The sequence below is a fragment of the Novosphingobium resinovorum genome (genome assembly GCF_001742225.1).
Classification (GTDB): domain Bacteria; phylum Pseudomonadota; class Alphaproteobacteria; order Sphingomonadales; family Sphingomonadaceae; genus Novosphingobium; species Novosphingobium resinovorum_A.
Genome location: NZ_CP017075.1, coordinates 758,052 through 781,455, shown reverse-complemented (window position 1 = coordinate 781,455; position 23,404 = coordinate 758,052). Strand labels below are relative to the sequence as shown.

At 64.9% G+C, this 23,404-nt stretch carries 23 protein-coding genes; 10 read left to right on the top strand and 13 right to left on the bottom strand.

Features of this window, described 5'->3' with window-relative positions; all coding sequences use genetic code 11:
* Positions 1-4 precede the first annotated feature (4 nt).
* The 6 genes from BES08_RS03475 (at position 5) to BES08_RS03450 (ending at position 2,958) form a co-directional block, all read left to right on the top strand.
* Positions 5-232, top strand: a complete 228-nt coding sequence (locus BES08_RS03475) for a hypothetical protein (RefSeq protein ID WP_008831227.1) — start codon at positions 5-7, stop codon at positions 230-232.
* Between the two features lie 14 nt (positions 233-246).
* On the top strand, positions 247-723 hold the full coding sequence (gene nrdR, locus BES08_RS03470; RefSeq protein ID WP_008831226.1) for a transcriptional regulator NrdR: 477 nt from the start codon (positions 247-249) through the stop codon (positions 721-723).
* Complete coding sequence (locus BES08_RS03465; protein WP_081798889.1) at positions 707-1,453, top strand: RNA methyltransferase; 747 nt, start codon at positions 707-709, stop codon at positions 1,451-1,453. The genes nrdR and BES08_RS03465 overlap by 17 nt, the downstream gene beginning before the upstream one ends.
* A gap of 74 nt (positions 1,454-1,527) precedes the next feature.
* Positions 1,528-1,785, top strand: coding sequence for a hypothetical protein (locus BES08_RS03460; protein ID WP_036523028.1), 258 nt, complete (start codon positions 1,528-1,530; stop codon positions 1,783-1,785).
* A gap of 211 nt (positions 1,786-1,996) precedes the next feature.
* Positions 1,997-2,611, top strand: a complete 615-nt coding sequence (gene rpsD / locus BES08_RS03455) for a 30S ribosomal protein S4 (RefSeq protein ID WP_008831223.1) — start codon at positions 1,997-1,999, stop codon at positions 2,609-2,611.
* Between the two features lie 152 nt (positions 2,612-2,763).
* On the top strand, positions 2,764-2,958 hold the full coding sequence (locus BES08_RS03450; protein ID WP_008831222.1) for a hypothetical protein: 195 nt from the start codon (positions 2,764-2,766) through the stop codon (positions 2,956-2,958).
* Positions 2,959-2,970: 12 nt separating this feature from the next.
* Here BES08_RS03450 and BES08_RS03445 read toward each other — a convergent pair whose 3' ends face one another.
* From BES08_RS03445 to BES08_RS03395, 11 genes are all read right to left on the bottom strand, one after another.
* Positions 2,971-3,654, bottom strand: coding sequence for a pentapeptide repeat-containing protein (locus tag BES08_RS03445; RefSeq protein ID WP_036523026.1), 684 nt, complete (start codon positions 3,652-3,654; stop codon positions 2,971-2,973).
* 16 nt (positions 3,655-3,670) lie between these two features.
* Entirely contained in the window at positions 3,671-4,801 is a 1,131-nt protein-coding gene (tgt, locus tag BES08_RS03440) for a tRNA guanosine(34) transglycosylase Tgt (protein WP_008830315.1), read from the bottom strand.
* Positions 4,802-4,924: 123 nt separating this feature from the next.
* Complete coding sequence (locus BES08_RS03435) at positions 4,925-5,959, bottom strand: DUF481 domain-containing protein (RefSeq protein ID WP_036523023.1); 1,035 nt, start codon at positions 5,957-5,959, stop codon at positions 4,925-4,927.
* Between the two features lie 18 nt (positions 5,960-5,977).
* Positions 5,978-6,751: an ABC transporter permease gene (locus BES08_RS03430; RefSeq protein ID WP_008830313.1), complete on the bottom strand. Its 774-nt coding sequence runs from the start codon at positions 6,749-6,751 to the stop codon at positions 5,978-5,980.
* Entirely contained in the window at positions 6,748-7,710 is a 963-nt protein-coding gene (locus BES08_RS03425; RefSeq protein WP_036523021.1) for an ABC transporter ATP-binding protein, read from the bottom strand. The genes BES08_RS03430 and BES08_RS03425 overlap by 4 nt, the downstream gene beginning before the upstream one ends.
* Before the next feature lie 78 nt (positions 7,711-7,788).
* Positions 7,789-8,454: a thermonuclease family protein gene (locus BES08_RS03420; RefSeq protein WP_069709140.1), complete on the bottom strand. Its 666-nt coding sequence runs from the start codon at positions 8,452-8,454 to the stop codon at positions 7,789-7,791.
* Between the two features lie 109 nt (positions 8,455-8,563).
* Complete coding sequence (queA, locus tag BES08_RS03415; protein ID WP_008830310.1) at positions 8,564-9,592, bottom strand: tRNA preQ1(34) S-adenosylmethionine ribosyltransferase-isomerase QueA; 1,029 nt, start codon at positions 9,590-9,592, stop codon at positions 8,564-8,566.
* 163 nt (positions 9,593-9,755) lie between these two features.
* Positions 9,756-10,457, bottom strand: a complete 702-nt coding sequence (locus tag BES08_RS03410; RefSeq protein ID WP_069707702.1) for a peptidylprolyl isomerase — start codon at positions 10,455-10,457, stop codon at positions 9,756-9,758.
* A 112-nt stretch (positions 10,458-10,569) separates the two neighbouring features.
* Entirely contained in the window at positions 10,570-11,088 is a 519-nt protein-coding gene (gene coaD, locus BES08_RS03405; protein WP_008830308.1) for a pantetheine-phosphate adenylyltransferase, read from the bottom strand.
* Positions 11,088-11,996 (bottom strand): polyprenyl synthetase family protein, encoded by a 909-nt coding sequence (locus tag BES08_RS03400; protein ID WP_051586684.1) that lies wholly within the window; start codon positions 11,994-11,996, stop codon positions 11,088-11,090. The genes coaD and BES08_RS03400 overlap by 1 nt, the downstream gene beginning before the upstream one ends.
* Complete coding sequence (locus tag BES08_RS03395; RefSeq protein ID WP_008830306.1) at positions 11,993-12,238, bottom strand: exodeoxyribonuclease VII small subunit; 246 nt, start codon at positions 12,236-12,238, stop codon at positions 11,993-11,995. The genes BES08_RS03400 and BES08_RS03395 overlap by 4 nt, the downstream gene beginning before the upstream one ends.
* A 183-nt stretch (positions 12,239-12,421) precedes the next feature.
* Between BES08_RS03395 and purL the strand changes: the two genes are divergently transcribed.
* Complete coding sequence (gene purL, locus BES08_RS03390) at positions 12,422-14,581, top strand: phosphoribosylformylglycinamidine synthase subunit PurL (RefSeq protein WP_036523019.1); 2,160 nt, start codon at positions 12,422-12,424, stop codon at positions 14,579-14,581.
* A gap of 226 nt (positions 14,582-14,807) precedes the next feature.
* On the opposite strand, the gene BES08_RS03385 is transcribed toward purL, so the two are convergent.
* A complete protein-coding gene (locus tag BES08_RS03385) occupies positions 14,808-16,613 on the bottom strand; it encodes a DEAD/DEAH box helicase (RefSeq protein ID WP_069707701.1) in 1,806 nt (601 codons plus the stop codon).
* Positions 16,614-17,166: 553 nt separating this feature from the next.
* Here BES08_RS03385 and BES08_RS03375 point away from each other — a divergent pair.
* From BES08_RS03375 to BES08_RS03365, 3 genes are all read left to right on the top strand, one after another.
* Positions 17,167-18,945, top strand: coding sequence for a tetratricopeptide repeat-containing sulfotransferase family protein (locus tag BES08_RS03375; RefSeq protein ID WP_036523016.1), 1,779 nt, complete (start codon positions 17,167-17,169; stop codon positions 18,943-18,945).
* 212 nt (positions 18,946-19,157) lie between these two features.
* Positions 19,158-21,455, top strand: coding sequence for a TonB-dependent receptor (locus tag BES08_RS03370; protein ID WP_083274578.1), 2,298 nt, complete (start codon positions 19,158-19,160; stop codon positions 21,453-21,455).
* A 43-nt stretch (positions 21,456-21,498) separates the two neighbouring features.
* The gene (locus tag BES08_RS03365) at positions 21,499-22,785 is read left to right on the top strand and encodes an amino acid permease (RefSeq protein WP_051586699.1); all 1,287 of its coding nucleotides are present in this window, start codon (positions 21,499-21,501) and stop codon (positions 22,783-22,785) included.
* Here BES08_RS03365 and BES08_RS03360 read toward each other — a convergent pair.
* On the bottom strand, positions 22,782-23,375 hold the full coding sequence (locus tag BES08_RS03360) for a TetR family transcriptional regulator C-terminal domain-containing protein (protein WP_036523012.1): 594 nt from the start codon (positions 23,373-23,375) through the stop codon (positions 22,782-22,784). The two genes, BES08_RS03365 and BES08_RS03360, sit on opposite strands and share 4 nt — an antisense overlap.
* Between the last annotated feature and the right edge of the window lie 29 nt (positions 23,376-23,404).

Sequence of the window (23,404 nt, the reverse complement as noted above, 5' to 3'; positions counted from 1 at the left end):
GTCTATGACCGACCCGCAGCGCCCCCAGAACTCCGGCCACTTCGTCAGCGATGCCCGCGAGGAACTCGCCGGAATGCTCAAGGATGGCATGGCTCATCCTTCGACCAAGCCGGTTCTGATCTGGGGCGCTGCGGGCGCGGTTGCGGGCGCGTTCCTGCCCTTCGTCTCCATCGGCCTCGGGCTGGCGGCGGGCGCAGGCTACAAGTTCTACAAGCGCGTCCGTCCTGAATGAAAGTAACCCACTGAATGCGCTGTCCTTTTTGCGCCCACGACGATTCCCAGGTCAAGGACAGCCGCCCGACCGAGGATGCCACTGCGATCCGCCGCCGCCGCCAGTGTTCAAGCTGCGGCGCCCGCTTCACGACGTTCGAACGCGTGCAGCTGCGCGAGATCGTGGTGGTCAAGAGCAACGATGCGGCCGGGCTCGAACGCCGCGAGCCGTTCGACCGCGCCAAGATCGAGCAGTCTGTCACCCTCGCCTGTCGCAAGCGCGGCATCGACCGCGAGAAGATCGAGCGGCTCGTCTCGGGCGTGCAGCGCCAGGTCGAGACGATCGGCGAGAACGAGGTGCCTTCGCGCGTCATCGGCGAACTGGTGATGGAAGGGCTGCGACAGCTCGACTCGGTCGCCTACATCCGCTTCGCCAGCGTCTACCGCGCCTTCAACGAGGCGAGGGATTTCGAGGAATTTGCAGGAACCGTGCGCGATGTCGGCGTCAATTGAAATGAAACAGCCCGTCATCGTACTGGTGCGCCCGCAGCTGGGCGAGAACATCGGCAAGGCCGCGCGCGCGATGCTCAACTTCGGGCTGACCGAGATGCGCCTCGTCTCCCCACGCGACGGCTGGCCGAACCCCTCGGCAGGCCCGGCGGCGGCCGGTGCCGACGACGTGCTGGAAAAGGCCGAGGTCTTTGAGACGCTCGCCGAAGCCGTGCACGACTGCGCCAACGTCTACGCCACCACCGTGCGCAAGCGGGGCGTCACCAAACCGGTCGTCACGCCCGAGGAAGCCGCGCGCGAGGTCTACGCGGCAACTGGCCGCTCGGCCTACGTGTTCGGGCCGGAGCGTTCGGGGCTGGAGACGGACGACGTTGCCCTCGCCCGCGCGATCCTGACGGTGCCGATCAACCCCGAGTTCGCCTCGCTCAACCTGGCGCAGGCAGTGATCCTGTGCGCCTACGAATGGTCGAAGGGCGCCGCATTGGCGCAGCCGACGGTTGAGGAACTGCTCCCCCCTGCCCCGCAGGACGAACTGGAAGGCATGATCCAGCAGTTCGAGAAAGTGCTGGAGCCGACCAAGTACTTCTACCCGGAAAGCCGCTCCGCCGCCACGCGCCGGACCTTGCGCAACATGCTTACCAAGCCGGGCTGGAACAGCCTCGAAGTGCGCACCATGCGCGGCGTGCTGAGCGCGCTGGGCGGCAACCGGCGGCCTAGGAATTCGGAAGAATAGCCTGGATTTCATTTGCGGGTTTATTGCTCCTGCGTAAAACGGCGGCTGCCTACAGTTTCGGGAATTTCTCAAACATGATCCGCATCATTACTGTCACCGCCCTGGCGCTTGCCACGCTGTCGCCCGCGATGGCCAAGGACAAGCAAGGCGAGCCGCTCAATCCCGACAAGAAAATATGCCGGTTCGAAGCACCCACGGGGACCATCATGCGCAAGCGCGTGTGCCATACCGCTGCGGAATGGAGTGCCATTGATTCGGCAGGTGCAAAACAGGCAGGGCAGATGATGGGGCGGGCCAACACCATGGGCAGCCCGCTCGGCACCGGTCAATAATCGCCCCAGACTTGGCTTGACTCCTGCGCCCGACCCTATAAGGGCGGCCCCTCACATGGCGCCTGCGTCTTCGCAGCACGTCCACTCGGCCCCGCACTCCCGGTGAAGCGGCGGCCGCATCCGGCATAATAGGCCTGATGGTGCGCCCCGGGGGAACCATGGATCGTGCAGCCACGATGGCCGCACGGCAAGCAGATTGAAGGACGACATTATGTCGAAGCGTCAAAGCTCGAAGTACAAACTCGACCGCCGCATGGGCGAGAACATCTGGGGCCGTCCCAAGAGCTCGGTCAACCGCCGCAGCTACGGCCCGGGCCAGCACGGCCAGCGCCGCAAGAGCAAGGTTTCGGACTACGGTCTGCAGCTGCGCGCCAAGCAGAAGCTCAAGGGCTACTACGGCGACGTGACCGAGAAGCAGTTCAAGCGCACCTACCAGGAAGCGTCCTCGATGAAGGGCGACACCAGCCAGAACCTGATCGGCCTGCTGGAGCAGCGCCTGGACATGGTCGTGTACCGCGCCAAGTTCGCGCCGACCATCTTCTCGGCCCGCCAGATCGTTTCGCACGGCCACATCCGCGTCAACGGCGTGAAGTGCAACATCGCCTCGCGTCGCGTGAAGGTCGGTGACATCATCACCCTGGGCAACAAGGCCAAGGAAATGGCTCTCGTTCTCGAAGCGCAGAACCTGCCCGAGCGCGAAGTGCCCGACTACGTCGCCCAGGACGGCACCGACAAGGTGACCTTCGTTCGCGTTCCGACGCTCGACGAAGTGCCCTATCCGGTGAAGATGGAACCGAATCTGGTCGTCGAGTTCTACTCGCGCTGATCCGGTTCTCCGGCAACGGAAACAAGAAAAGGCGGTCCTTCGGGGCCGCCTTTTTCTTATGTGTTTCGAACTGTTCAAACGACACGAAAAATTACACGATTTGCAGCACTTGTAAGGGAACTGCCGTCGAGATCGGGCATTAGCCTAGCATCATGACTCGCTACCGTTTCATCACTCCGCACCGCACCGGTAAATGGTACAATGATCTCAGGACAGCGCAGCGCCATGCCTGCGAGATCGGCGCCGGATTTCTCGACGAAATGACCGGCCGCTTCGTCGCCTATGTCGAGACGGTGCTGGAAACCATGCACGGCGAAGACGCACCGGGCATACCCGTCACTGCGTGACCGGGCTTCAGCTTAGCGGACGCTGATCCCCAGTTCGCCGAGAATCTGGCTTGCCTGCATGCGCGAGATGATCGCGCCACGGAACAGGGTAGCATCGACCAGACGCAGGCCACCCAAGTCAGCCCCACGCAGATCGGCGCCGTCGAACCGCGCCCCGGTCAAATCCGCATCGCGCAGGCTGCAGTCCAGCAATGCCGCTTGCCGGAAATCGCAGCGGCTCAGATCAGCCTGCGAAAAATCAACCTGCTGCAGCGTCGCGCCCCGGAACGAATGGCGAGGCAGGCGCGCGCTGACCAGCAGGGTCTCCTCGAAGACGGTGTCGAGAGACGCAGCATCCGACAAATCGGCACCCGTCAACTTGCACCGAGTTATCCTCGCCGAAGCCAGCGAAGCGCGTCGGAACGAAACGTTGTTGAAATCGCTGGCATGAAAACTGGCGCCGTCGAGGTCGCTCCCGGAAAAGTCGACGAAAGCGGCCCTGCAGGACTTCCAGGTCGTGCCGTCGAGCTTGGCCCTGCTCAAATCGGTTCGGCGCAGGCTGCAGGCCTCGAACGTCCAGCCCCACAGGTCAAGCCCGCTGAGTTGCGCCTCATCCAGATCGCAACCGACCAGATGGCGCACGGAATCGGGCAGCCGCTCGAAGTCGGCGCGCGTCAGTGTCCGGTCGCGAACGATGGTGCCGGTACTGTCGTCCATGCTCCGCTCCGACCGATCATTCCTTGCGGAAATAGTCCCGCCGGAAGTCGGCCGCGAACGCCGCAAAGCGTTGCTCTGCGATCGCGTCGCGCATGCCCTGCATCAGTTGCTGGTAGAACGAGAGATTGTGCTCGGTCAGCAGCATCGCGCCCAACATCTCGCCGGACTTGATGAGGTGGTGGATGTAGGCGCGGGTGTACGTACCGCAGGTCGGGCACTTGCAGCGCTCGTCGATCGGGCCGGTGTCTTCGGCGTGACGGGCGTTGCGCATGTTGAGCGGGCCGTTCCAGGTGAAGGCCTGCCCGTTGCGGCCCGAGCGGGTCGGCAGCACGCAGTCGAACATATCGACGCCGCGCTCCACCGCGCCGACGAGGTCATCGGGCTTGCCCACGCCCATCAGGTAGCGCGGACGGTCGGCGGGAAGCTGGCCGGGGGCGAATTCCAGCGTGGCGAACATCGCCTCCTGTCCCTCGCCCACGGCAAGGCCGCCGATCGCGTAGCCGTCGAAGCCGATCTCGGTCAGGGCATCGGCGCTGGTCTTGCGCAGGCCTTCGTCGAGCGCGCCTTGCTGGATGCCGAACAGGGCGGAACTTTCCGCATGCGCGCCACCGGTGTCGAAGGCGTCGCGGCTACGCTTCGCCCAGCGCATCGACATTTCCATAGAGCGGGCGATGACGTCGCGGGGCTGGTCGATCTTGGGGCACTCGTCGAAACACATGACGATGTCGGAGCCGAGCAGGCGCTGGATCTCCATCGACCGCTCGGGGCTTAGCATGTGGCGCGAGCCGTCAATGTGGCTGGCGAAAGTCACGCCTTCCTCGGTGATCTTGCGCAGATCCGACAGGCTCATCACCTGATAGCCGCCGCTGTCGGTCAGGATCGGGCGGTCCCAGTTCATGAACTTGTGCAGGCCACCGAGGCGCGCGACGCGCTCGGCGCCGGGGCGCAGCATCAGGTGATAGGTATTGCCGAGCAGGATGTCGGCGCCAGTGGCGCGCACGTCCTGCGGCTTCATGGCCTTGACTGTGGCAGCGGTGCCGACCGGCATGAAAGCGGGCGTGCGGATCTCGCCGCGGCGCATCTGGATGGTGCCGGTGCGGGCCTTGCCGTCCGTGGCGTGGATGGAAAACTGGAAACGAGGCTTCATGGCGCCGCCCTTAGAGCATTTTCAGGCGCGGTGGAAACATCCGATCGCCAACGATTTCGCCGCACCCTCCGTCACCCGCGAGCGCAGCTAAGCGCTCGCGGGTGACGAGAGGAAGGAGGACGATCAGAACCCGTAGACCAGCGAGAAGCGCGAGATCGTGTCGGTCTTGAGCGATCCGCTGGGCGGACGCGTCTCATGCTCGATGGAGTAGGACAGCTTGGCTTTCAGCCCCCTCATCATGCCGGCCTCGATCGCGGTCATCGAGGTGAAGGTGTTGTTGTCCGACCCGATGTAGCTGCTGGCGTCCTGCGTCAGCTTGATCGTCGGGTTGATCGTCCAGTCGAAGTCGATCGAGGTCAGCACCGACCATGTCGTCTGGTTGACGTCGTCCACATAGTTGGTGGCGCGAAACGCCGGACCTGCTTCCAGCGCCAGCGTCATGGCGGGACGGTTGAGCACCCGGTAACCGAGACCGCCCGAGAGCGTGTAACGATCAGCGAAGCCCTGAATGCGGTCACGCTCGTACTGCGTGCGACCATAGGTGAAGAAGCCGTCGTTCAGGGTGTAGCGCGGCTGGTAGCTGGCAGAATACTGTTCGCGGGTTACGGTGTCGCGATCTTCCTGATAGTCCGCGTTGGCCTGGATGATGTGCTCCCACTTGATACCCTTGCGGTTGAGCTTGAGGGCAGCGGTAAAACCGAAGTTCTCGGTGTTTCCTGTGGAGCGGAAGGCGCCGACCTCGATCTGGCCCTTCCACAGTTCGAGCACACCCGAGGCACGGATGCGGGCCAGTTCCGCCTCAGTCTTGGCGGCGATCTCCTTGGCGCGACGGTCGTTGTAGACCCGCTGCATGTCGCGGATCTCGTCCTTGTCGTAAGGCTGGGTCTGCTGCGCGAACTTGACCATCGCGGACACGGAGGCCCCGTCGTCGGTCTTCATCGCGGCTTCCAGCAGTGCGCGCACCGCCAGCGGCAGGCGCGGCCGCTCCGCCCTCACGTAAGGCACGAACTCGGGATAATCCGGCAGGTCGAGCACCAGCGGCGGCGGCGGGAGCGGGACCAGAACGAGCGGCTCGTCGAACTGGTGCACTTGCGCATGGGCGGGAACGGCAAGCAGCATAACGGGAAGGCCGGAGAGGACCGGTCGGAGCATCGTCATGCTGCAAACGCTAACGCGTCACGTGCGCAAACGCCACCCGCTCTTGAAGATCCATGTGATGAATCCGACGCAAAGGACGAGGAACAGAAGCGTCAGGCCGAGCGACAGCGCGATCGGCACGTCCGAACTGCCGTAGAACGTCCAGCGCAGCCCGTTCACGAGGTAGACCACCGGGTTCGCCATCGCAACCTGACGCCAGGGCTCGGGCAGCATGTCGATCGAGTAGAACGTGCCGCCGAGGAACGTCAGCGGGGTCAGGATCAGCAACGGTACGATCGTCAGCTTCTCAAAGCTGTCCGCCCAGATGCCGAGGATGAAGCCGAACAGCGAGAAACTGGCGGAAACCAGCAGCACGAAGAAGAACGCATAGACCGGATGCGCGATCGAGTAATCGACGAAAAAGCTGGCCGTCGCGAGGATGATCGCGGCAAGGATCAGCGACTTGGTCGCCGCCGCGCCGACGAAGCCGACGAGGGTTTCGGCGACGCCCACGGGCGCGGAGAGCAGCTCGTAGATCGCGCCGGTGAAGCGGGGCATGTAGATGCCGAAGCTGGCGTTGGAGACGCTCTCGCCCAGGATCGTCAGCAGCAGAAGGCCCGGTACGATGAACGCGCCGTAATTGAGGCCGTCCACCCCGCTCTTCATCTGGCCGCCGATCGCGGCCCCGAAGACGACGAAGTAGAGCGTGGTGGTCAGCACCGGCGCGAGGATCGACTGCATCGCCGTACGGAAGGCGCGCATCAGTTCCTGCCTGTAGATGGTCCAGGCGGAGCGGGCGTTGAACAGGCTCATGCCGCAGTCTCCTGAACAGGCGCGTCGGGCCCTTCGAGCAGGTTCACGAAGATGTCCTCCAGGCTCGATTCGTGGATGTCGATCGCGGTGTAGTCGATCCCGGCGCGGGTCAGGGCCTTGGTCAGTTCGGCGACTTCGGCGGTGCCCGCAGACGCCCCCTCCCCGCCGCCGCCGCGATAGACGAGCGTGCGGCCGTCCTCGGAAAGCGTCACGGGGAATGCCGCGATCCCGGCGGGAACTTCGGCCAGCGGCTGCGCGAGCGAGATCAGCGCTTCGGTGCGGCCCAGGCGTTCCATCATCGCCGCCTTTTCGTCCACCATCAGGATTTCGCCCTTGCGGATGATGCCGACGCGGTCGGCCATTTCCTCGGCTTCCTCGATGTAGTGGGTGGTGAGAATCACCGTGGTGCCACGCTCGCGCAGGAGGGCGATCTGCTTCCACATGTCGCGGCGCAGTTCGACGTCGACGCCTGCGGTGGGCTCGTCGAGGAACAGCAGTTCGGGTTCGTGCGCCAGCGCCTTGGCGATCAGCACGCGGCGCTTCATGCCGCCCGAGAGGTTGCGGATCTGCTCGTCGCGCTTTTCCCAGAGGCTGAGCGCCTTGAGGATGTCCTCGACCAGCGCCGGGTTGGGGGCGAGCCCGAAGAGCCCGCGCGAATGGTTGACCGAGCGCAGCACCGGCTCGAACATGTCGGTCGCCAGTTCCTGCGGCACGAGACCGACGCGCTTGCGCAAGGTGCGCCAGTGGCGGCCCATGTCCTCGCCGAACGCGGTGATCGTGCCCGAGGTCGGCCGCACCATCCCGCAGACCGCGCCGATCAGCGTGGTCTTGCCAGCGCCGTTCGGCCCGAGGAGCGCAAAAATCTCGCCCTTGTTGATGGTGAGATCGACGCCTTTGAGCGCCGTGAAACCGCCTGCGTAAGTTTTCGTCAGGCCGCTGATTTCGAGGATAGGCTGCATAGCCGCATGAATGGGGCCGAAACGTTCCGGTTCCAAGCCCCCGGACGCAGTATCTTTTGCAATGCGGCGTTGAGGAGATCAGCGCCGCCGATAGGGCTCGCAGGCGATCCCGTCGTTATCGCCGTCGAGTTGCGGGTTGTAACCCGGCTGCCCGCGCCGCATGGGCGCGGCGCCGGCGGCACGCGCCTCCGCGCAGATGCGGAACGCCCCGGAAGGAACCGACCGCGCCACAACCGGGCGCGGCACGGTTGCGGATACCACGCGCGCTCCGGAATTTCGGGGATTGGCGGCGCGATAGACGGCCGGGGCATCGAACTCGGAACCCCAGATGCCCGCGCGCTGCGCCTTGCTGTGATCGGCAAGCGCGGCATAGCTGGCAGGCGCGTTGTCGAGCGCAATCGCCAGCCCCTTTTCCAGCATCGCCGCCGCAAGATCCACGCCCCCTGCCCGGCAGCTTGCGACCGTCCGGCCATGGACATCGCGGTCGCGGGAGGAGCAGGTCAGTTGCCGGGCATCGACCATGGCGCGCAAGGCAGCGGCTGCGTCGGAGCCGCAACTCCAGCTGCTCCAGTTCACGCGGCAGGTCTGGCGATATTCGGGTGCATCGATGCCGAACAGACGCACCTCACGCCCGCCGACGAACAAGGAGTCGCCATCCACGGCCCGGCCTGCGCCCGCGAATTCCTCCGCCGATGCGGGAGACACCGCCGCGACGAGCAATGCCGGCAATATCCAGGATTTCATGTGGCCGCCCCCATGCGCCCGGACCTTCCCGGGCATTGGGGCCGACAGTGCGCCGCAAAGGCTTACAGCAATTTAACAGCCATCCGTAACCTTCCCGTAACCACGCAAGTCACGGAAGCAGCAGCGAGGAATCCCCGTAGCTGTAGAAGCGATAGCCGTTGGCGATGGCATGGGCGTAGACCGCCTGCATCTTCTCCAGCCCCATCAGCGCCGAAACCAGCATCATCAGCGTGGACTTGGGCAGGTGGAAGTTGGTCATCAACCCGTCAATCGCGCGGAAGCGGTAGCCCGGGGTGATGAAGATCGCGGTGTCGCCCTCGAACGGACGGATCACGCCGTCTTCGCCGGTGGCGCTTTCGAGCAGGCGCAGCGAGGTGGTGCCTACTGCGATCACCCGGCCACCGGCGGCGCGCGCGGCGTTGAGGCGGTCGGCGGTGGCCTGATCGATGCGGCCGAACTCGGCGTGCATCTGGTGGTCCACGGTGTCGTCGGCCTTCACCGGCAGGAAGGTGCCTGCGCCGACGTGGAGCGTCAGCGTCTCGCGCGCCACGCCCGCCGCGTCGAGCGCCTCGACCAGTTCGGGGGTGAAGTGCAGCGCCGCCGTGGGTGCGGCGACAGCGCCCTTCTCGCGCGCGAACATCGTCTGGTAGTCGCTGGCGTCGGCCTCGTCGGTGGGTCGCTTGCCCGCGATGTAGGGCGGCAGCGGCATCCTCCCTGCACGTTCGAGCAGGACTTCGACCGGCTCGTCGCCCTCGAAGGCGAGCGTCCAGCTGCCGTCGGGCAGGCGGCTTTCCGCGATGGCGGTAACCTCCGCCGGGAAAGCGATGCGGTCGCCCTCGCGCAGGCGCTTGGCGTTGCGCACGAACGCCTGCCAGCGGCGAAGGTCGATACGCTTGTGGAGCGTGGCGCCGATGCGCGCTTCTCCGCGCGTGCCCTCAAGCTGGGCGGGGATGACGCGGGTGTCGTTGAAGACGAGGACATCGCCTGCGCGCAGTTGAGCAGGCAGGTCGCGGACGTGATGGTCGGCGAAGGGAGTGTCGCCGTCCACCACTAGCATCTTCGCCGCATCGCGCGGACGCGCCGGACGCAGGGCGATGCTCTCGGGCGGAAGGTCGAAGTCGAAGAGGTCTACGCGCATGGCGGCGCGCTAGACCAGAGCGGGGCTGCGGGCAAGGCGTCGTCCCGGACTTGATCCGGGACCGGTGGCTGTCTTTAGGCGCCCCCCGGCCACGGGTGCCCCGCCGGAAGAGGAGTTGTTTACGGCCAGCGGTCCCGGGCGAGCCTGGGACGACGCGATTGGCTCAGTTGGACTTGGAGTTGTTCAGGTCCGAAATCGAAGGCGCCTTCAGCGCAGGTGCCGCCGGAGCCACCGGCGCGGCCGGGGCCGGCTTGTTCTCCGACGCCAGCGAGGCCTGGACAATCTTCGTCGGGTCCTCGGGCGGCTCGCCGCGATGGATCGCATCGACGTACTGCATCCCCGAGATCACACGGCCGAACACCGTGTACTTCTTGTCCAGCGCGAAGCGCGGATAGAACACGATGAAGAACTGGCTGTTGGCGCTGTTCGGGTCGTTGGTGCGCGCCATCGAAACGGTGCCGCGGAGGTGCGGCATCGTGTTGAATTCGGCCTGAAGGTCGGGAAGCTGCGAGCCGCCCTGCCCGGTGCCGGTCGGATCGCCCGTCTGCGCCATGAATCCGTCGATCACGCGGTGGAATATCTGGCCGTTGTAGAAGCCCTGCGCCGCCAGCGTCTTGACCCGCTCGACATGGTGCGGAGCCCACTGCGGCATCATGCGAATGGCGACGCGGCCGCCGTCCGACAAGTCAAGCAGGAGCACGTTCTCGGGCTCATGCGTGATGTCGGTGTCGATCGTGGTCGGCAGGGGCGGAGGCGTCGGCGTGGCCGCTGCCTCGTCCTTTTTGTCCTTGTCCTTCGCGATGGCCGGGGCCGCGACGAGGGCGGCGCCGAGCATCAGCGCGGTCAGGGGAAGGCGAAACTTCATGTATCTGTCACCTGGGCAATGAACGGCCGAGCCGCGTAATCGGACGCGATAAAGCGCCCCCGCTGTCGGCACAATGAATGATTTCCACGCGGACCCGCCCATCCGCGCAAGCTCAGTAGTCCCCCAATAATCCGTTTTGCGCGATCCGCCCGACGACGTCCTCACGTACCGCCGGGCTGACGAACTTCACGATGTCGCCCCCGAACATCGCGATTTCCTTGACCAGCTTGGACGCGATCGGCTGCAGGCTGACGTCCGCCATCAGAAACACCGTCTCGATGGTGGAATTGAGCTGCTGGTTCATGCCGGCCATCTGGTATTCGTATTCAAAGTCCGCCACCGCGCGCAGGCCGCGCACGATCACGCTGGCGCCCTGCTTCTGGGCGAACTTCATCAGCAGCGCATTGAAGCCGACGACGCTGACGTTGTCGATCCCCATCGCCGCGACCTCGCGCTCGACCATGGCCATGCGCTCGTCCGGCGTGAACAGCGGGTTTTTCGACGGGTTGGTGGTGACGCCGATGATCAGCTTGTCCACCAGCTTGGCGCCGCGCCGGATGATGTCGGCATGGCCCAGCGTGATCGGGTCGAAAGTGCCGGGGTAGACGCCGATACGCTCAGCCGAAGCCATCAGTGATCCCTCTCGATGATATAGCGCGCAACGGCGCGAAGCAGGTCGGCTTCCTTCCCATGCTGGGCGAGATGGCCGACGGCTTGCTCGACCAGCATGCGCGCCTGTTCGCGGGCGCGTTCGGGGCCGAGCAGCGAGACGAAGGTTTCCTTGCCCGCCGCCGCGTCCTTGCCCACGGCCTTGCCCGCGAGAGCGGCGTCGCCCTCGTGGTCGATGAGATCATCGGCGATCTGGAAGGCCAGCCCGATGTCGCGGGCATAGCCGCGCAGATGTGTGCGCCCCTCCGGCGGAATGCGGCCGAGGATCGCGCCCATCTCCACCGCCGCGCCGAGCAGCGCGCCGGTCTTGAGCTGCTGCAGGCGGGTGACGGTCTGCAGGTCGAACTCGCTGGTTTCGGCGACGAGGTCCATCATCTGCCCGCCTGCCATGCCCTGCGCGCCGCTGGCGTGGCCGAGCGTGCGGACGAGTTCGATGCGGGTAAAGGGATCGGGCGTGGTCGCCGGATCGGACAGGACCTCGAAAGCGAAGGCGTGCAGCGAATCGCCTGCAAGCACGGCAGTGGCCTCGTCGAACGCCAGATGAAGCGTCGGCTTGCCATGGCGCAGGGCGTCATCGTCCATGCACGGCAGATCGTCGTGGATCAGCGAATAGACGTGGATCGATTCGATGGCGATACCGGCCCGGATCGCAGCTTCGCGCTGGACGCCGTACATCTCCGCGACGCTGGCGAGCAGCAGCGGACGCAGCCGCTTGCCCCCGCCGATCGCGGCATAGCGCATCGCCTCCACCAGCTTAGCGCGGGCATCGTCGGGAACGGCGAGCAGCGCGTCGAAGGCGCCGTCGATCTCCTCGGCGATCCGCGCGAGACCCTCGGCCAGCAGCGAATCAGGCGCGGCCACTTCGGTCACAGGTCGAAAGGCTGGGTGCCCGCCGCCGCGCCGTCCGGCCCGGCGACGATACGCTCGATCCGCGCCTGCGCAGCGTCGAGGCGCTTCTGGCAATGCTGCCGCAGCTTCTCGCCCTTTTCGTAGAGCGAGATCGAATCTTCCAGTGGCACGTCGCCGCTTTCGAGCTGGCGCACGATGGTTTCCAGCGCGCGCAGTGCATCCTCGAAGCTGAGCGTGTCGATGGTCGAAGTTTCGGATTCCATGGGCAAGCAATGGCGCTCGGCGCAGTAACGGTCAAGGTGGGGCCAGTATTTACCGGCCGTAACGTCGTATGGAAGACCTTGGTGCTGCCCAGCCCCTCTTCTAGACCCCCTTTAGGTGCCGTTGAGTGCCGTTATGTCCATACGCTCTGGCGCAGCCGGAAAGACGCGGCTAAGGGCTCCCCCATGAGCGGAATCACCCCTGACGTCGTCGAGGCGCATGGCCTCAATCCCGAAGAATACGAGCGCGTCCTGAATGCGCTGGGCCGCGAGCCGAACCTCGTGGAACTCGGCATTTTCTCGGTGATGTGGTCGGAGCACTGCTCGTACAAGTCGAGCCGCTTCCACCTCAAGAAGCTCCCGACGGAAGCGCCTTGGGTGATCTGCGGCCCCGGCGAGAACGCCGGCGTGATCGATATCGGCGACGGGCAGGCCGCCATCTTCAAGATGGAAAGCCACAACCACCCCAGTTATATCGAGCCTTATCAAGGCGCTGCGACCGGCGTGGGTGGCATCCTGCGCGACGTCTTCACGATGGGCGCGCGCCCGGTGGCGAACATGAACGCCCTGCGCTTCGGCCGTCCGGACCATCCGAAGATGAAGCACCTCGTCAAGGGCGTGGTCGCGGGCATCGGCGGCTACGGCAACTGCGTGGGCGTGCCCACGGTGGGCGGCGAGACCAACTTCCACAAGGCCTACGACGGCAACATCCTCGTCAACGCGATGACCGTCGGCGTCGCCGATACGAACAAGATCTTCTACTGCGCCGCCACCGGTCTCGGTAATCCGATCGTCTACGTCGGCTCCAAGACCGGCCGCGACGGCATCCACGGCGCCACCATGGCCTCGGCCGACTTCGGCGACGACATCGACGAAAAGCGCCCCACCGTGCAGGTCGGCGATCCCTTCGTCGAGAAGCTGCTGATCGAGGCGTGCCTCGAACTGATGGCGACCGACGCGATCGTCGCGATCCAGGACATGGGCGCGGCGGGTCTGACTTCCTCGTCGGTCGAGATGGCCAGCAAGGGCGGCGCGGGCATTCGCCTCAACATGAACAAGGTGCCCTGCCGCGAAGAGGCGATGACGCCTTACGAAATGATGCTGAGCGAAAGCCAGGAGCGCATGCTCATGGTGCTCCAGCCCGGCAAGGAAGCCATGGCCGAGGCCATCTTCAAGAAGTGGGAACTGGACTTCGCGGTCATCGGCGAAGTCACCAACACCGGCCACATGGTGCTGGAATTCGACGGCGAAGTGGTCTGCGACATCCCGCTCGGCCCCCTCGCCGACGATGCGCCGGAGTACGAGCGCCCCTACGTCTCGCCTGAGGAATACAAGGCCTGGGCGGCCGTCCCGGCGCTCGGCGAGGTGCCGGAAAGCACCGATCTCGGCGCCGACCTCATCAAGCTGATGGGCGGAGCGGACCTCGCTTCGCGCAAGTGGATTTGGGAGCAGTACGACAGCCAGGTCGGCGCGGACACGATGCAGAAGTCCGGCGGCGACGCAGCCGTAGTGCGCGTCCACGGCACGCAGAAGGCGCTGGCGATCAGCACCGACTGCTCGCCCCGCTACTGCTACGCCGACCCCTACGAGGGCGGCAAGCAGGCGGTCGCCGAGACCTACCGCAACATCAGCGCGGTCGGCGGGTTGCCGTTGGCGATTACCAACTGCCTCAACTTCGCGAACCCGCAGCGCCCCGAGATCATGGCACAGATCGTCGGCTGCCTGAACGGCATGGGCGATGCGTGCCGCGCGCTGGATTACCCGATCGTCTCGGGCAACGTCTCGCTCTACAACGAATCGAAGGCCACCGGCGGCGGCTCTGCGATCCTGCCGACCCCAGCGATCGGCGGCGTCGGCATCCTCGCCGACCATGACCAGATGGCGACAGTGGCGTTCAAGGCCGAGGACGAGGAAATCTTCCTGCTCGGCGGCGAAGGAACGCACCTTGGCCAGTCGCTGTGGCTCAAGGACATCGGCGGTCAGGAAGCTGGTGAGGCGCCGAAGGTCGACCTCAAGCTGGAAGCCCACAATGGCGGCCTCGTTCGCGGCTGGATCGGCGAAGGCAAGGTCACGGCGGTCCATGACGTCAGCGACGGCGGCCTGATCGTCGCGCTGGCCGAGATGGCGCTGGCAAGCGGCCTCGGCTGCACGCTGGACGCGGACCTCACCACCGCGCAGGCGTTCGGCGAGGACCAGTCGCGCTACGTCGTAACCGCGCCTGCGGGGACTGTCCTGCCGGAAGCGGTGAAGATTGGCACCGTCGGCGGCACTGCCGTTGCAGGCGTGGAGATCGCCGCGCTGCGTGAAGCCAACGAGGCATTCTTCAAGGACTGGATAGAGGGCTGAGAGCCCTTCCCCCGGCCCTTCGGGACAAAAGAAAACCCCGGCGCTCGAAGGAGCGGCCGGGGTTTTCTTTTGCTTCGCGTCTGGCCGATGGGGCTTCGACAAGCTCAGCCTGAGCGGGGACGGGAGGTTTGCCTTCGAACTCGCGCCACCTTGGAAACGGGGCGGTTTACACCAACCCCGCTCACCCTGAGCTTGTCGAAGGGTCGCCCCCCGTGTTTTCAGTACCTTACCAGCTCTTCTTCGGCTTCTTGTGGAACGGCTTGCCGCCGCCGCCACCCGCCGGACGGTCCTGGCGCGGACCGGTCGGGCGCGCGCGGTACGGGGCCGAGCCCTCGCCGCCGGGACCATCGGAACGCGGACCATTGCCGTGCGGACGGCGGCCACGACCCTGCGGGCCTTCGCGGTCGCGGCTGCGGTGACGGGCGGCGTCACGCGGCGCATCAGGCGCACGCTCGATGAGGATGGTGGCTTCGTACTCACCGTCTTCACGCGCGGTGCGGGCGACGGCGCGTTCGAACTGCTCGGCCTGCGCGGCAGGGATCTGGAAGTAGGTCTGGTCACCGTTGATGCGAATCTGGCCGACCGCATCGCGGGTGACATGGCCGCGGCGGCACAGCACCGGCAGGATCCAGCGCGCTTCGGCCCGCTCGTCGCGGCCCACGTTCATGCGGAACCACACGACGTCGTCGAAGCCCGGACGCTCGCGCTTCTGGCGGGATTCGGGCGAATTGCCGAGCAGTTCCTCGGGCTGCGGCATCGCGGCGCGGTGCGCGCGCACAAGCGCGGCAGCGACGTCCTCTGCGCTCAGCGTTTCCAGCACGACCTTCGCCAGTTCGCGGTCGTCGTCCTCGACTTCGACCGGCGCCAGCAGCTTTTCGAGCAGGCGGTCACGGTCCTGCGCACGGATCGCCTCGGGCGTCGGGGCCTCACCCCACTCGGCCTCGATGCGGGCGCCGCGCAGCATCATCTCGACGCGGCGGCGGCGCGGATACGGCACCAGCAGGACCGCCGTGCCCTTCTTGCCCGCGCGGCCGGTACGGCCCGAGCGGTGCTGCAGGGTCTCTGCATCGCGCGGAATCTCGACGTGGACGACGAGGCTGAGCGACGGCAGATCGATGCCGCGCGCGGCGACGTCGGTGGCGACGCAGACTTTGGCGCGGCGGTCACGCAGCGCCTGCAGCGCGTTGTTGCGCTCGTTCTGCGAATGCTCGCCCGAAAGCGCCACGGCCGAGAAGCCGCGCTCCACCAGGGTGGCATGCAGGTGCTTCACGTTGTCGCGCGTGGCACAGAACAGGATCGCGGTCTCGGCATCGTAGAAGCGCAGCAGGTTCACCACCGCATGCTCGATGTCGGAAGGCGCGACGGTGACAGCCTTGTAGGCGATGTCGCCATGGCCGCGGTTCTCGCCGACAGTGGAGATGCGCAGCGCGTTCTTCTGGTAACGCTGGGCCAGCGCCTCGATCGGGCGGGGCATGGTCGCCGAGAACAGCAGCGTGCGGCGGGTTTCCGGCGTCGCGTCGAGCAGTTCTTCCAGATCCTCGCGGAAGCCCATGTCGAGCATTTCGTCGGCTTCGTCGAGTACGACGGCGCGCAGGGCCGAGAGGTCGAGCTTGCCGCGCTCCAGATGGTCGCGCAGACGGCCCGGCGTGCCGACGACGATCGCCGCGCCGCGTTCCAGCTGCTTGCGCTCCTTCACCGGGTCCATGCCGCCGACGCAGGTGACGATGCGGGCGTGGGTCTTGGCATAAAGCCATTCCAGCTCGCGGCTGACCTGCTGCGCCAGTTCGCGGGTCGGCGCGATGGCGAGTGCCAGCGGCTTGACCGCGAAGGCGAGTTCGTCGTCGGCGAGCAGTTCGTCGGCCATGGCAAGGCCAAAGGCGACGGTCTTGCCCGAGCCGGTCTGCGCCGAGACGACGAGGTCGCGGCCATGCGCCTCCGATTCGGTCACGGCGGCCTGAACAGGGGTCAGGGTTTCATAGCCATGTCCGGTGATGGCTTCGGCGAGAGGCGCGGGAATCTGCGGAAAAGTCATTATAGGGTCAACGGGTCCTGCCGCTTCGAGGCGGCTTTCAAAGAGCATAGGGAGGGCTGCGTGGCGGCCCTCGGGCTCACCTGTTGGGCGGCCCATAGACCAAACCGCGTGAATTTGCGCGCTACAATTTCACTTTCGCGACGATTCGTGCTGATTGACGGGATCAGGACTGCTCTGCCCAAAGCGGACGCGATGCCGGTTTCGCATCGGCGCATTGCTCGGGCAACTGGTCGAAACTCGGCTCGAAACCGAGCAGAACGTACATGTCCCGCTCAAGATAAGGCGCGGCATCGCCTGCACTCATATCGACACGGGCACACTCTCCGAGACCCGGCAATCGCGTCCTAAAAATTCCTTTGCGCACAGTACTTAAGCGCATGAGATTCACCCCCTGGAGTTGTCAGCCCGGCCTGCGGAGCGCCCGGCTAACGATCCCTTTTACGGCGATCAAGTCACACGAGAGGCTGTCATAATTCTGCAAGATGCACAAGCGCGGGACGATGCGGCGGGCGTGCTTGTGATGATGTCGTGACTTGCCCATAACCGGACGCAGATGAACCGCCCCGCCGACGCCGTTTCGATCTCCGCCCTGGTCGCTGCCGACCCTGCACGCGCAGTGCCAGTCTTGCGCGCCAGAATCCTGCGCGAACCCCGCAATGCCGTGGTCTACCGGATGCTTGGGCGGGCGCTGCGGGCCCTGGGGCGCGACGAAGAGGCGATTATGGCCGAAGGAGACGCAATCCGCGCTTCGGCGCACGACCCGGACCTCGTCATCATTGCCCGGGCGTTGTTCGCCGGTGATCTGCCCGTGGCGGAAGCCGGCCTGCGACAAAGGCTTCGCGACCAGCCCACCGATGTGGCAGCGATCCGGATGATGGCGGAGCTGGCGGGCCGCATCGGCCGCTATCGCGACGCCGAGGCACTGCTGCGCCGCGCCCTAGAACTGGCCCCCGGTTTCACGGCGGCACGCGCCAACCTCGCCATCGCGCTCTATCGGCAGAACCGTTTCGCAGAGGCCGTCGCCGTTCTCGACACAGTGCTCGCGCAAGGCGAAGCACAGGCGGGCGATCTGAACCTGCGTGCGGCGGCGCTGGGACGGATAGGCGACTATGCCGAAGCGCGGCGCATCTATGCGGACCTCACGGAAACGTTTCCGGATCACGCCAGGCTCTGGATGAGCTACGGGCACATTCTCAAGACGCTGGGCGAGCAGGCGCAAAGCGTTGCCGCCTACCGCCGCGCAATCGCCATCGAACCGGGGCTCGGGGAAGTCTGGTGGAGCCTGGCGAACCTCAAGACATGGCAGTTCAGCGACGCGGATCTCGCCGCGATGGAAGCCGCGCTGGAGGACGAGACGCTCTCTGACGACGACCGCCTGCACCTGCACTTTGCACTTGGCAAGGCGCTGGACGATCGCAATGTGGCGGACCTCGCTTTCAAGCACTACGAGACGGGTAATCGTGTGCGCCGCGAACAGCTCGATTTCGATCCGAAGGTCGTGCGCGAACAGGTGAATGCCGTGATCGCAGCGGTAACCCCCACACTGCTTGCCCGGATCGAGGGGGCAGGCCATCCCTGCCCCGACCCACTCTTCATCCTCGGCCTGCCGCGCGCAGGCTCCACGCTCATCGAACAGATTCTGTCGAGCCATTCCCGGGTGGAAGGCACCATGGAACTCCCAGACATTCCAGCCATGGCCATGCGGGAAGCACAGGCCTATGGCAGCAGCGCACGGGAATGGCCGGAAGCGCTCGCCGCGATGCCCCCTTCCCGCCTTGCCGAACTGGGCGCCGAGTTCATCGAGCGCACCCGCATCCAGCGCAAGACAGACAAGCCGTTCTACATCGACAAACTGCCCAACAACTGGGCTTATGCAGGCTTCATCGCCGCAATCCTCCCCAATGCCAGGATCATCGACGCTCGCCGCGCTCCGCTGGACTGCTGCTTCTCGAATTTCCGGCAGCATTTCGCGAAAGGGCAGGCGTTCTCTTACGATCTGGAGCACATCGGACGCTACTATGCCGAATATGTCCGCGCCATGGCACATTACGACGTGATCATGCCCGGACGGATCCATCGGGTAATTCATGAGCGCTTGCTGGACGATCCCGAAGCGGAAGTACGCGCCCTTCTCGCTTATCTCGCTCTCGATTTCGAGGAGGGGTGCCTTCAGTTCCATCGCAACGACAGGGCAGTTCGAACCGCGTCGAGCGAGCAGGTGCGCCGTCCCCTCAATCGCGATGGCGTGGACCAGTGGCGCCCCTACGACGCCTGGCTCGGCCCGCTACGCCGGGCACTTGGCGATCTGCCGGAGACGTATGCGACACGGTGAAGCGGCTCTGAAAATTGTGGCGAAAATGTCATACATTGCACTGCACAATTAGCGTTCGATTGCTGACCTATTGTCAAATCTCATGAATTGTGGCCGCTTCCCGATCAGGCAATTACAGGGGGAAGCGGGTGAATTCATCGCGTTTTGGTTGTCGTCGCAGCGTTGTCGTCGCGCTGCTCGGGTCGTCCGCGATTGCTGCAGCGCAACCTGCGTTGGCGCAAAGCGCTCCAGCCGCCGGTGAGGACGGCGTCATCCTCGTCACCGCGCAAAAGCGAACCGAAAACCTCCAGGACGTGCCGATCGCCATCACCGCGCTGGGCGGCGAGAAATTGCGCGAGTTGCAGGTCAAGGAACTGCAGGACGCGGTCAAGAACATCCCCTCGGTCACGATCCAGACTACTCAGCCCGGCTTCAGCCAGGTTTACTTCCGCGGTGTGGCGTCGGGGGAGAACGCCAATCACTCCGGTCCGCTGCCGACCGTGGGCACCTACCTCGACGAGATGCCGATCACGACCATCCAGGGCGCGCTCGATATCCATGCCTACGACATCGCGCGCGTGGAGGCGCTGGCGGGGCCGCAAGGCACCATCTACGGCGCAAGCTCGATGGCGGGGACGATCAAGATCGTGACCAACAAGCCCGACTACTCGGGCACCTACGGCGCGGCCGACATGGAACTGAACTCCGTCGCCCACGGCGATGTCGGCGGCGTGGCGCAGGGGTTCCTGAACTTCAGGCTGTCCGACCGCTCGGCCCTGCGCGTTGTCGGCTGGTATCGGCATGACGGCGGCTATATCGACAACATCGCCGGCAGCCGGACATACCCGGTCTCGGGCATAACCCAGACCAACGCAGACCTCGTCGAGAAGAATTACAACGACGTCGACACTTACGGCGCCCGCATGGCGCTGGGCATCGAACTGGACGACGACTGGACGATCACCCCGACGCTGATGGGGCAGGTCCAGAAGGTCAACGGCAGCTTCGCGCAGGAACGCTCGAGCGCGGTCAGCAAGAAGCTCCAGACCGTCCAGTACAACCCCGAAAGCAGCAAGGACGAATGGTATCAGGCCGCCCTCACCATCGAGGGCAAGATCGGCAACTGGGACCTCGTCGCCACGGGCGGCATCCTCAACCGCAAGGACCGCACGGAGTCCGACTATTCGGACTACTCTTACTTTTACGATGCGCTATATGGCTCGGGCGAGTTCCTCTACGACAATGCGGGCGATCTCGTCAGCCCGAACCAGTACATCAAGGGGCGTGACAAATACCGCCGCCAATTCGGCGAACTGCGTATCTCTTCGCCGCAGGATAGCCGCCTGCGCCTGATGGCAGGGCTCTTCGCCCAGCGCCAGGTCCATGAAATTACGCAGAACTACATCATCGACGGCATCGCCGACGCCATCACCGTGCCCGGCACCGAAAGCGATATCTGGCTCACCCGCCAGAAACGCGTGGACCGCGACTATGCCGCTTTCGGCGAACTGAGTTTCGACATCACCGACCAGCTTACCGCGACAGGCGGCCTGCGGGTCTACAAGTACAAGAACTCGCTCGTAGGGTTCTTCGGCTACAGCGCCGGCTATTCGCCGCGCACCGGCGTCGCTGCCTGCTTCGAAGAGGCGAAGGTCGCCGGTTCGCCATGCACCAACCTCGATGCCAAGACGTCGGACACCGGATCTATCTACAAGGCCAACCTGACCTACAAGCTGACGCCTGACTGGCTGGTCTATGCCACCTGGTCGCGCGGCTTCCGCCCTGGCGGGATCAATCGTCGCGGCGGTCAGCCACCTTATGCGCCGGACACGCTGGACAACTACGAATTCGGCTGGAAGAGCCAGATCGGCGCGTTCCATTTCAACTATGCGATGTTCCGCGAAGACTGGAGCAACATCCAGCTATCATTCCTTGGTGAAAACGGGCTGACGCTTATCCGCAACGCGGGTCAGGCACGGATTTACGGCGTCGAATTCGACATGGGCTACCGCGAGGGCGGGCTGACGCTCAATGCCTCGGGCAGCTACAACGATGCCAAGATCACCAAGGATTTCTGCCTCATCGCCAATGCCACGTTCGATTGCTCGATTCCCGACGGGAACACCCGCCTGGCTCAAGCCGGAACGCATCTGCCGATCACCGCGCGCTTCAAGGGCAATGCCCTGGCTCGCTACGAATTCCCGATCGGCGAATGGACCGGTCATATCCAGGGCGCAGTCAATTACATCGGCAAGCGACGCAGCGATCTGCGCAATGCAGAGAACGCCATCAAGGGCGAATTCGCCGCCTACACCACCGCAGACTTCAGTATCGGTATAAAGAATGATATCTGGCGCTTTGATATTTATGCAAACAACATGTTCGACAGCAACGGGGTGATCAACAGCTCCGTCCAATGCCTTGAAACCACCTGTGGCGATCCCTTGGGGCAGACCGGTACGGGCGGCGTGTTCTACGACTATGTGATCCGGCCACGCGTGATCGGGCTGAAGATCGGACGGGACTTCTGATCGCTTGGACGTCGCAGGAGACGATACCGGTCCGCCCGCGGGAGTGAGCACCGCCAGCGATGGCACCGGCCTCGGCAAGGAGCATCTCGGGCTCCTTGCCGCGATGGCTCTGGTCATGGGCAACATGATCGGTTCCGGCGTCTTTCTCCTGCCGGCCAGTCTCGCCCCGCTTGGCTGGAACGCGGTCGCTGGATGGATCGTGACGACCGCAGGCGTCCTGGTCCTAGCTTACGTACTCACCGGATTGACCAAGGCCGAACCCGGCGCGGGAAGTCCAGCCGGCTTCGTGTCCGTCGCATTCGGTCAGATGACGGGTTTCTTCGTCAGCTGGATCTACCTCGTCTCTATCTGGACTGCGGTTGCGACGATCGCCGTAGCCGCAGTCAGTTATATGTCGAGCGTACTTCCAGCCCTGTCAGCCGCCCCATTCGGACCTGCGTTGGCGGCAATCGTCCTCTTGTGGCTGACCGCTCTCATCAACTTGCGCGGCTTGCGGTCGGCCGGCGGTTTTCAGATCGCGACCCTAGCCATCAAGATCGTGCCGCTGCTCGTCGTGATCGTCATAGCGGCAAGGCTGCTGTTCAACGGTGAAGCCCAGGTCATGCCGCTCGATGCCGTGCCGATCACACCGGGATCCATAAATGCGTCGGCGACGCTCACCTTGTGGGCTTTACTGGGGTTCGAATCCGCCAGCATCGTCGCGGCGCGGGTACGCAATCCGCAAGTGAACATTGCCCGCGCCACGCTATGGGGAACGGGACTAACCGGATTGCTGTACCTTATCGTCTGCTCCGCCATCGCGATGCTCTTGCCGATGAGCATCGCGGCCGCGTCCCCTGCGCCGTTCGCCACGTTCGTCGCGCGCTACTGGAACGGATCGGCGGCCGCCATGGTCACGCTCTTCGCCGTGGTCAGCTGCGTCGGAGCCCTGAATGGCTGGACCCTGCTCGAAGCCGAACTGTCACGCGACATGGCAGTTCGGGGACTACTTCCCCGGTGGTTTGCCTCCACCGATGGCGAGGGAACGCCCCGCCGCGCGCTTGTGGTATCGACCGGAATCACGACGCTTTTCGTGATCATGAACGGATTGCGCTCCATGCGCGGCCTGTTCGAATACCTGCTGCTGCTGTCCACTTCGGCGACCCTCTGGCTTTACCTCGCCTGCGCACTGGCCGCGTGGAAACTGCGGGTCTGTCGTCCGTTCGCCGCTCTGGGCACGCTCTACGCGCTGTGGGCCTTGTGGGGCGCAGGCATCGGCGCGAGCGGGATGAGCTTCATCCTCATGGCCTTGGGCCTGCCGATCTGGCTCTGGACCCGCCGCGAAACCTAAAGCAGCGCATCGAGCCACTTTTCGACGAGCCCTTCTGCTTCGTCAGGCGTAAACGGCGCCTTGCCCAGGCTAAGTTCCAACCACAGGCCATCGATCAGCGCAGTCAGGGCGATCGCAGGCAATCGGGCATCGCCCATGGCGGGATTCACTGCGAGGATAAGCTCCTCGATACCCGTCCTGAACTGACCGTATATCTGCTGATGTAGCTGGCCGATCCCGTCATTCACCGGGGTCATGCTCCAGAACGCAAGCCATGTCGCGAGCAGGGCCGGATCGGCGATCCGCGGCCGGAAACTGGCCGACAGATAGGCCAGAAGTCGCGCGCGGGGCTCCTCGCCCGCGGCGGCCACCGCATCCGCCAGCGCTTGCTCTACGCGGCCGCCGGTCCAACGATAGGCCTGTGCGATCGCATCGGTCACGCCTGCGAAGTAATGGCGCAGCAACCCCGGCGAGACACCCGCCTCGGCGCAGATCGCCCTTACCGACGTCCCGGCTACGCCATGTCGTGCAAGGCACCTGGCGGTAGCCTCCACCAGGCTCTGGCGGCGTTCGTCGGGATGCTCCCGCGTGAAGGATTGATGCTGGGCCATATGCTTGTTATACGATCGTATAGCAAGGA

Excerpts from the sequence above, each read along its gene's own strand:
- BES08_RS03475 (WP_008831227.1), top strand. The coding sequence starts at position 5 with ATGACCGACCCGCAGCGCCCCCAGAACTCCGGCCACTTCGTCAGCGAT.
- nrdR (WP_008831226.1), top strand. The coding sequence starts at position 247 with ATGCGCTGTCCTTTTTGCGCCCACGACGATTCCCAGGTCAAGGACAGC.
- BES08_RS03465 (WP_081798889.1), top strand. The coding sequence starts at position 707 with ATGTCGGCGTCAATTGAAATGAAACAGCCCGTCATCGTACTGGTGCGC.
- BES08_RS03460 (WP_036523028.1), top strand. The coding sequence starts at position 1,528 with ATGATCCGCATCATTACTGTCACCGCCCTGGCGCTTGCCACGCTGTCG.
- rpsD (WP_008831223.1), top strand. The coding sequence starts at position 1,997 with ATGTCGAAGCGTCAAAGCTCGAAGTACAAACTCGACCGCCGCATGGGC.
- BES08_RS03450 (WP_008831222.1), top strand. The coding sequence starts at position 2,764 with ATGACTCGCTACCGTTTCATCACTCCGCACCGCACCGGTAAATGGTAC.
- BES08_RS03445 (WP_036523026.1), bottom strand. The coding sequence starts at position 3,654 with ATGGACGACAGTACCGGCACCATCGTTCGCGACCGGACACTGACGCGC.
- tgt (WP_008830315.1), bottom strand. The coding sequence starts at position 4,801 with ATGAAGCCTCGTTTCCAGTTTTCCATCCACGCCACGGACGGCAAGGCC.
- BES08_RS03435 (WP_036523023.1), bottom strand. The coding sequence starts at position 5,959 with ATGACGATGCTCCGACCGGTCCTCTCCGGCCTTCCCGTTATGCTGCTT.
- BES08_RS03430 (WP_008830313.1), bottom strand. The coding sequence starts at position 6,751 with ATGAGCCTGTTCAACGCCCGCTCCGCCTGGACCATCTACAGGCAGGAA.
- BES08_RS03425 (WP_036523021.1), bottom strand. The coding sequence starts at position 7,710 with ATGCAGCCTATCCTCGAAATCAGCGGCCTGACGAAAACTTACGCAGGC.
- BES08_RS03420 (WP_069709140.1), bottom strand. The coding sequence starts at position 8,454 with ATGAAATCCTGGATATTGCCGGCATTGCTCGTCGCGGCGGTGTCTCCC.
- queA (WP_008830310.1), bottom strand. The coding sequence starts at position 9,592 with ATGCGCGTAGACCTCTTCGACTTCGACCTTCCGCCCGAGAGCATCGCC.
- BES08_RS03410 (WP_069707702.1), bottom strand. The coding sequence starts at position 10,457 with ATGAAGTTTCGCCTTCCCCTGACCGCGCTGATGCTCGGCGCCGCCCTC.
- coaD (WP_008830308.1), bottom strand. The coding sequence starts at position 11,088 with ATGGCTTCGGCTGAGCGTATCGGCGTCTACCCCGGCACTTTCGACCCG.
- BES08_RS03395 (WP_008830306.1), bottom strand. The coding sequence starts at position 12,238 with ATGGAATCCGAAACTTCGACCATCGACACGCTCAGCTTCGAGGATGCA.
- purL (WP_036523019.1), top strand. The coding sequence starts at position 12,422 with ATGAGCGGAATCACCCCTGACGTCGTCGAGGCGCATGGCCTCAATCCC.
- BES08_RS03385 (WP_069707701.1), bottom strand. The coding sequence starts at position 16,613 with ATGACTTTTCCGCAGATTCCCGCGCCTCTCGCCGAAGCCATCACCGGA.
- BES08_RS03375 (WP_036523016.1), top strand. The coding sequence starts at position 17,167 with ATGAACCGCCCCGCCGACGCCGTTTCGATCTCCGCCCTGGTCGCTGCC.
- BES08_RS03360 (WP_036523012.1), bottom strand. The coding sequence starts at position 23,375 with ATGGCCCAGCATCAATCCTTCACGCGGGAGCATCCCGACGAACGCCGC.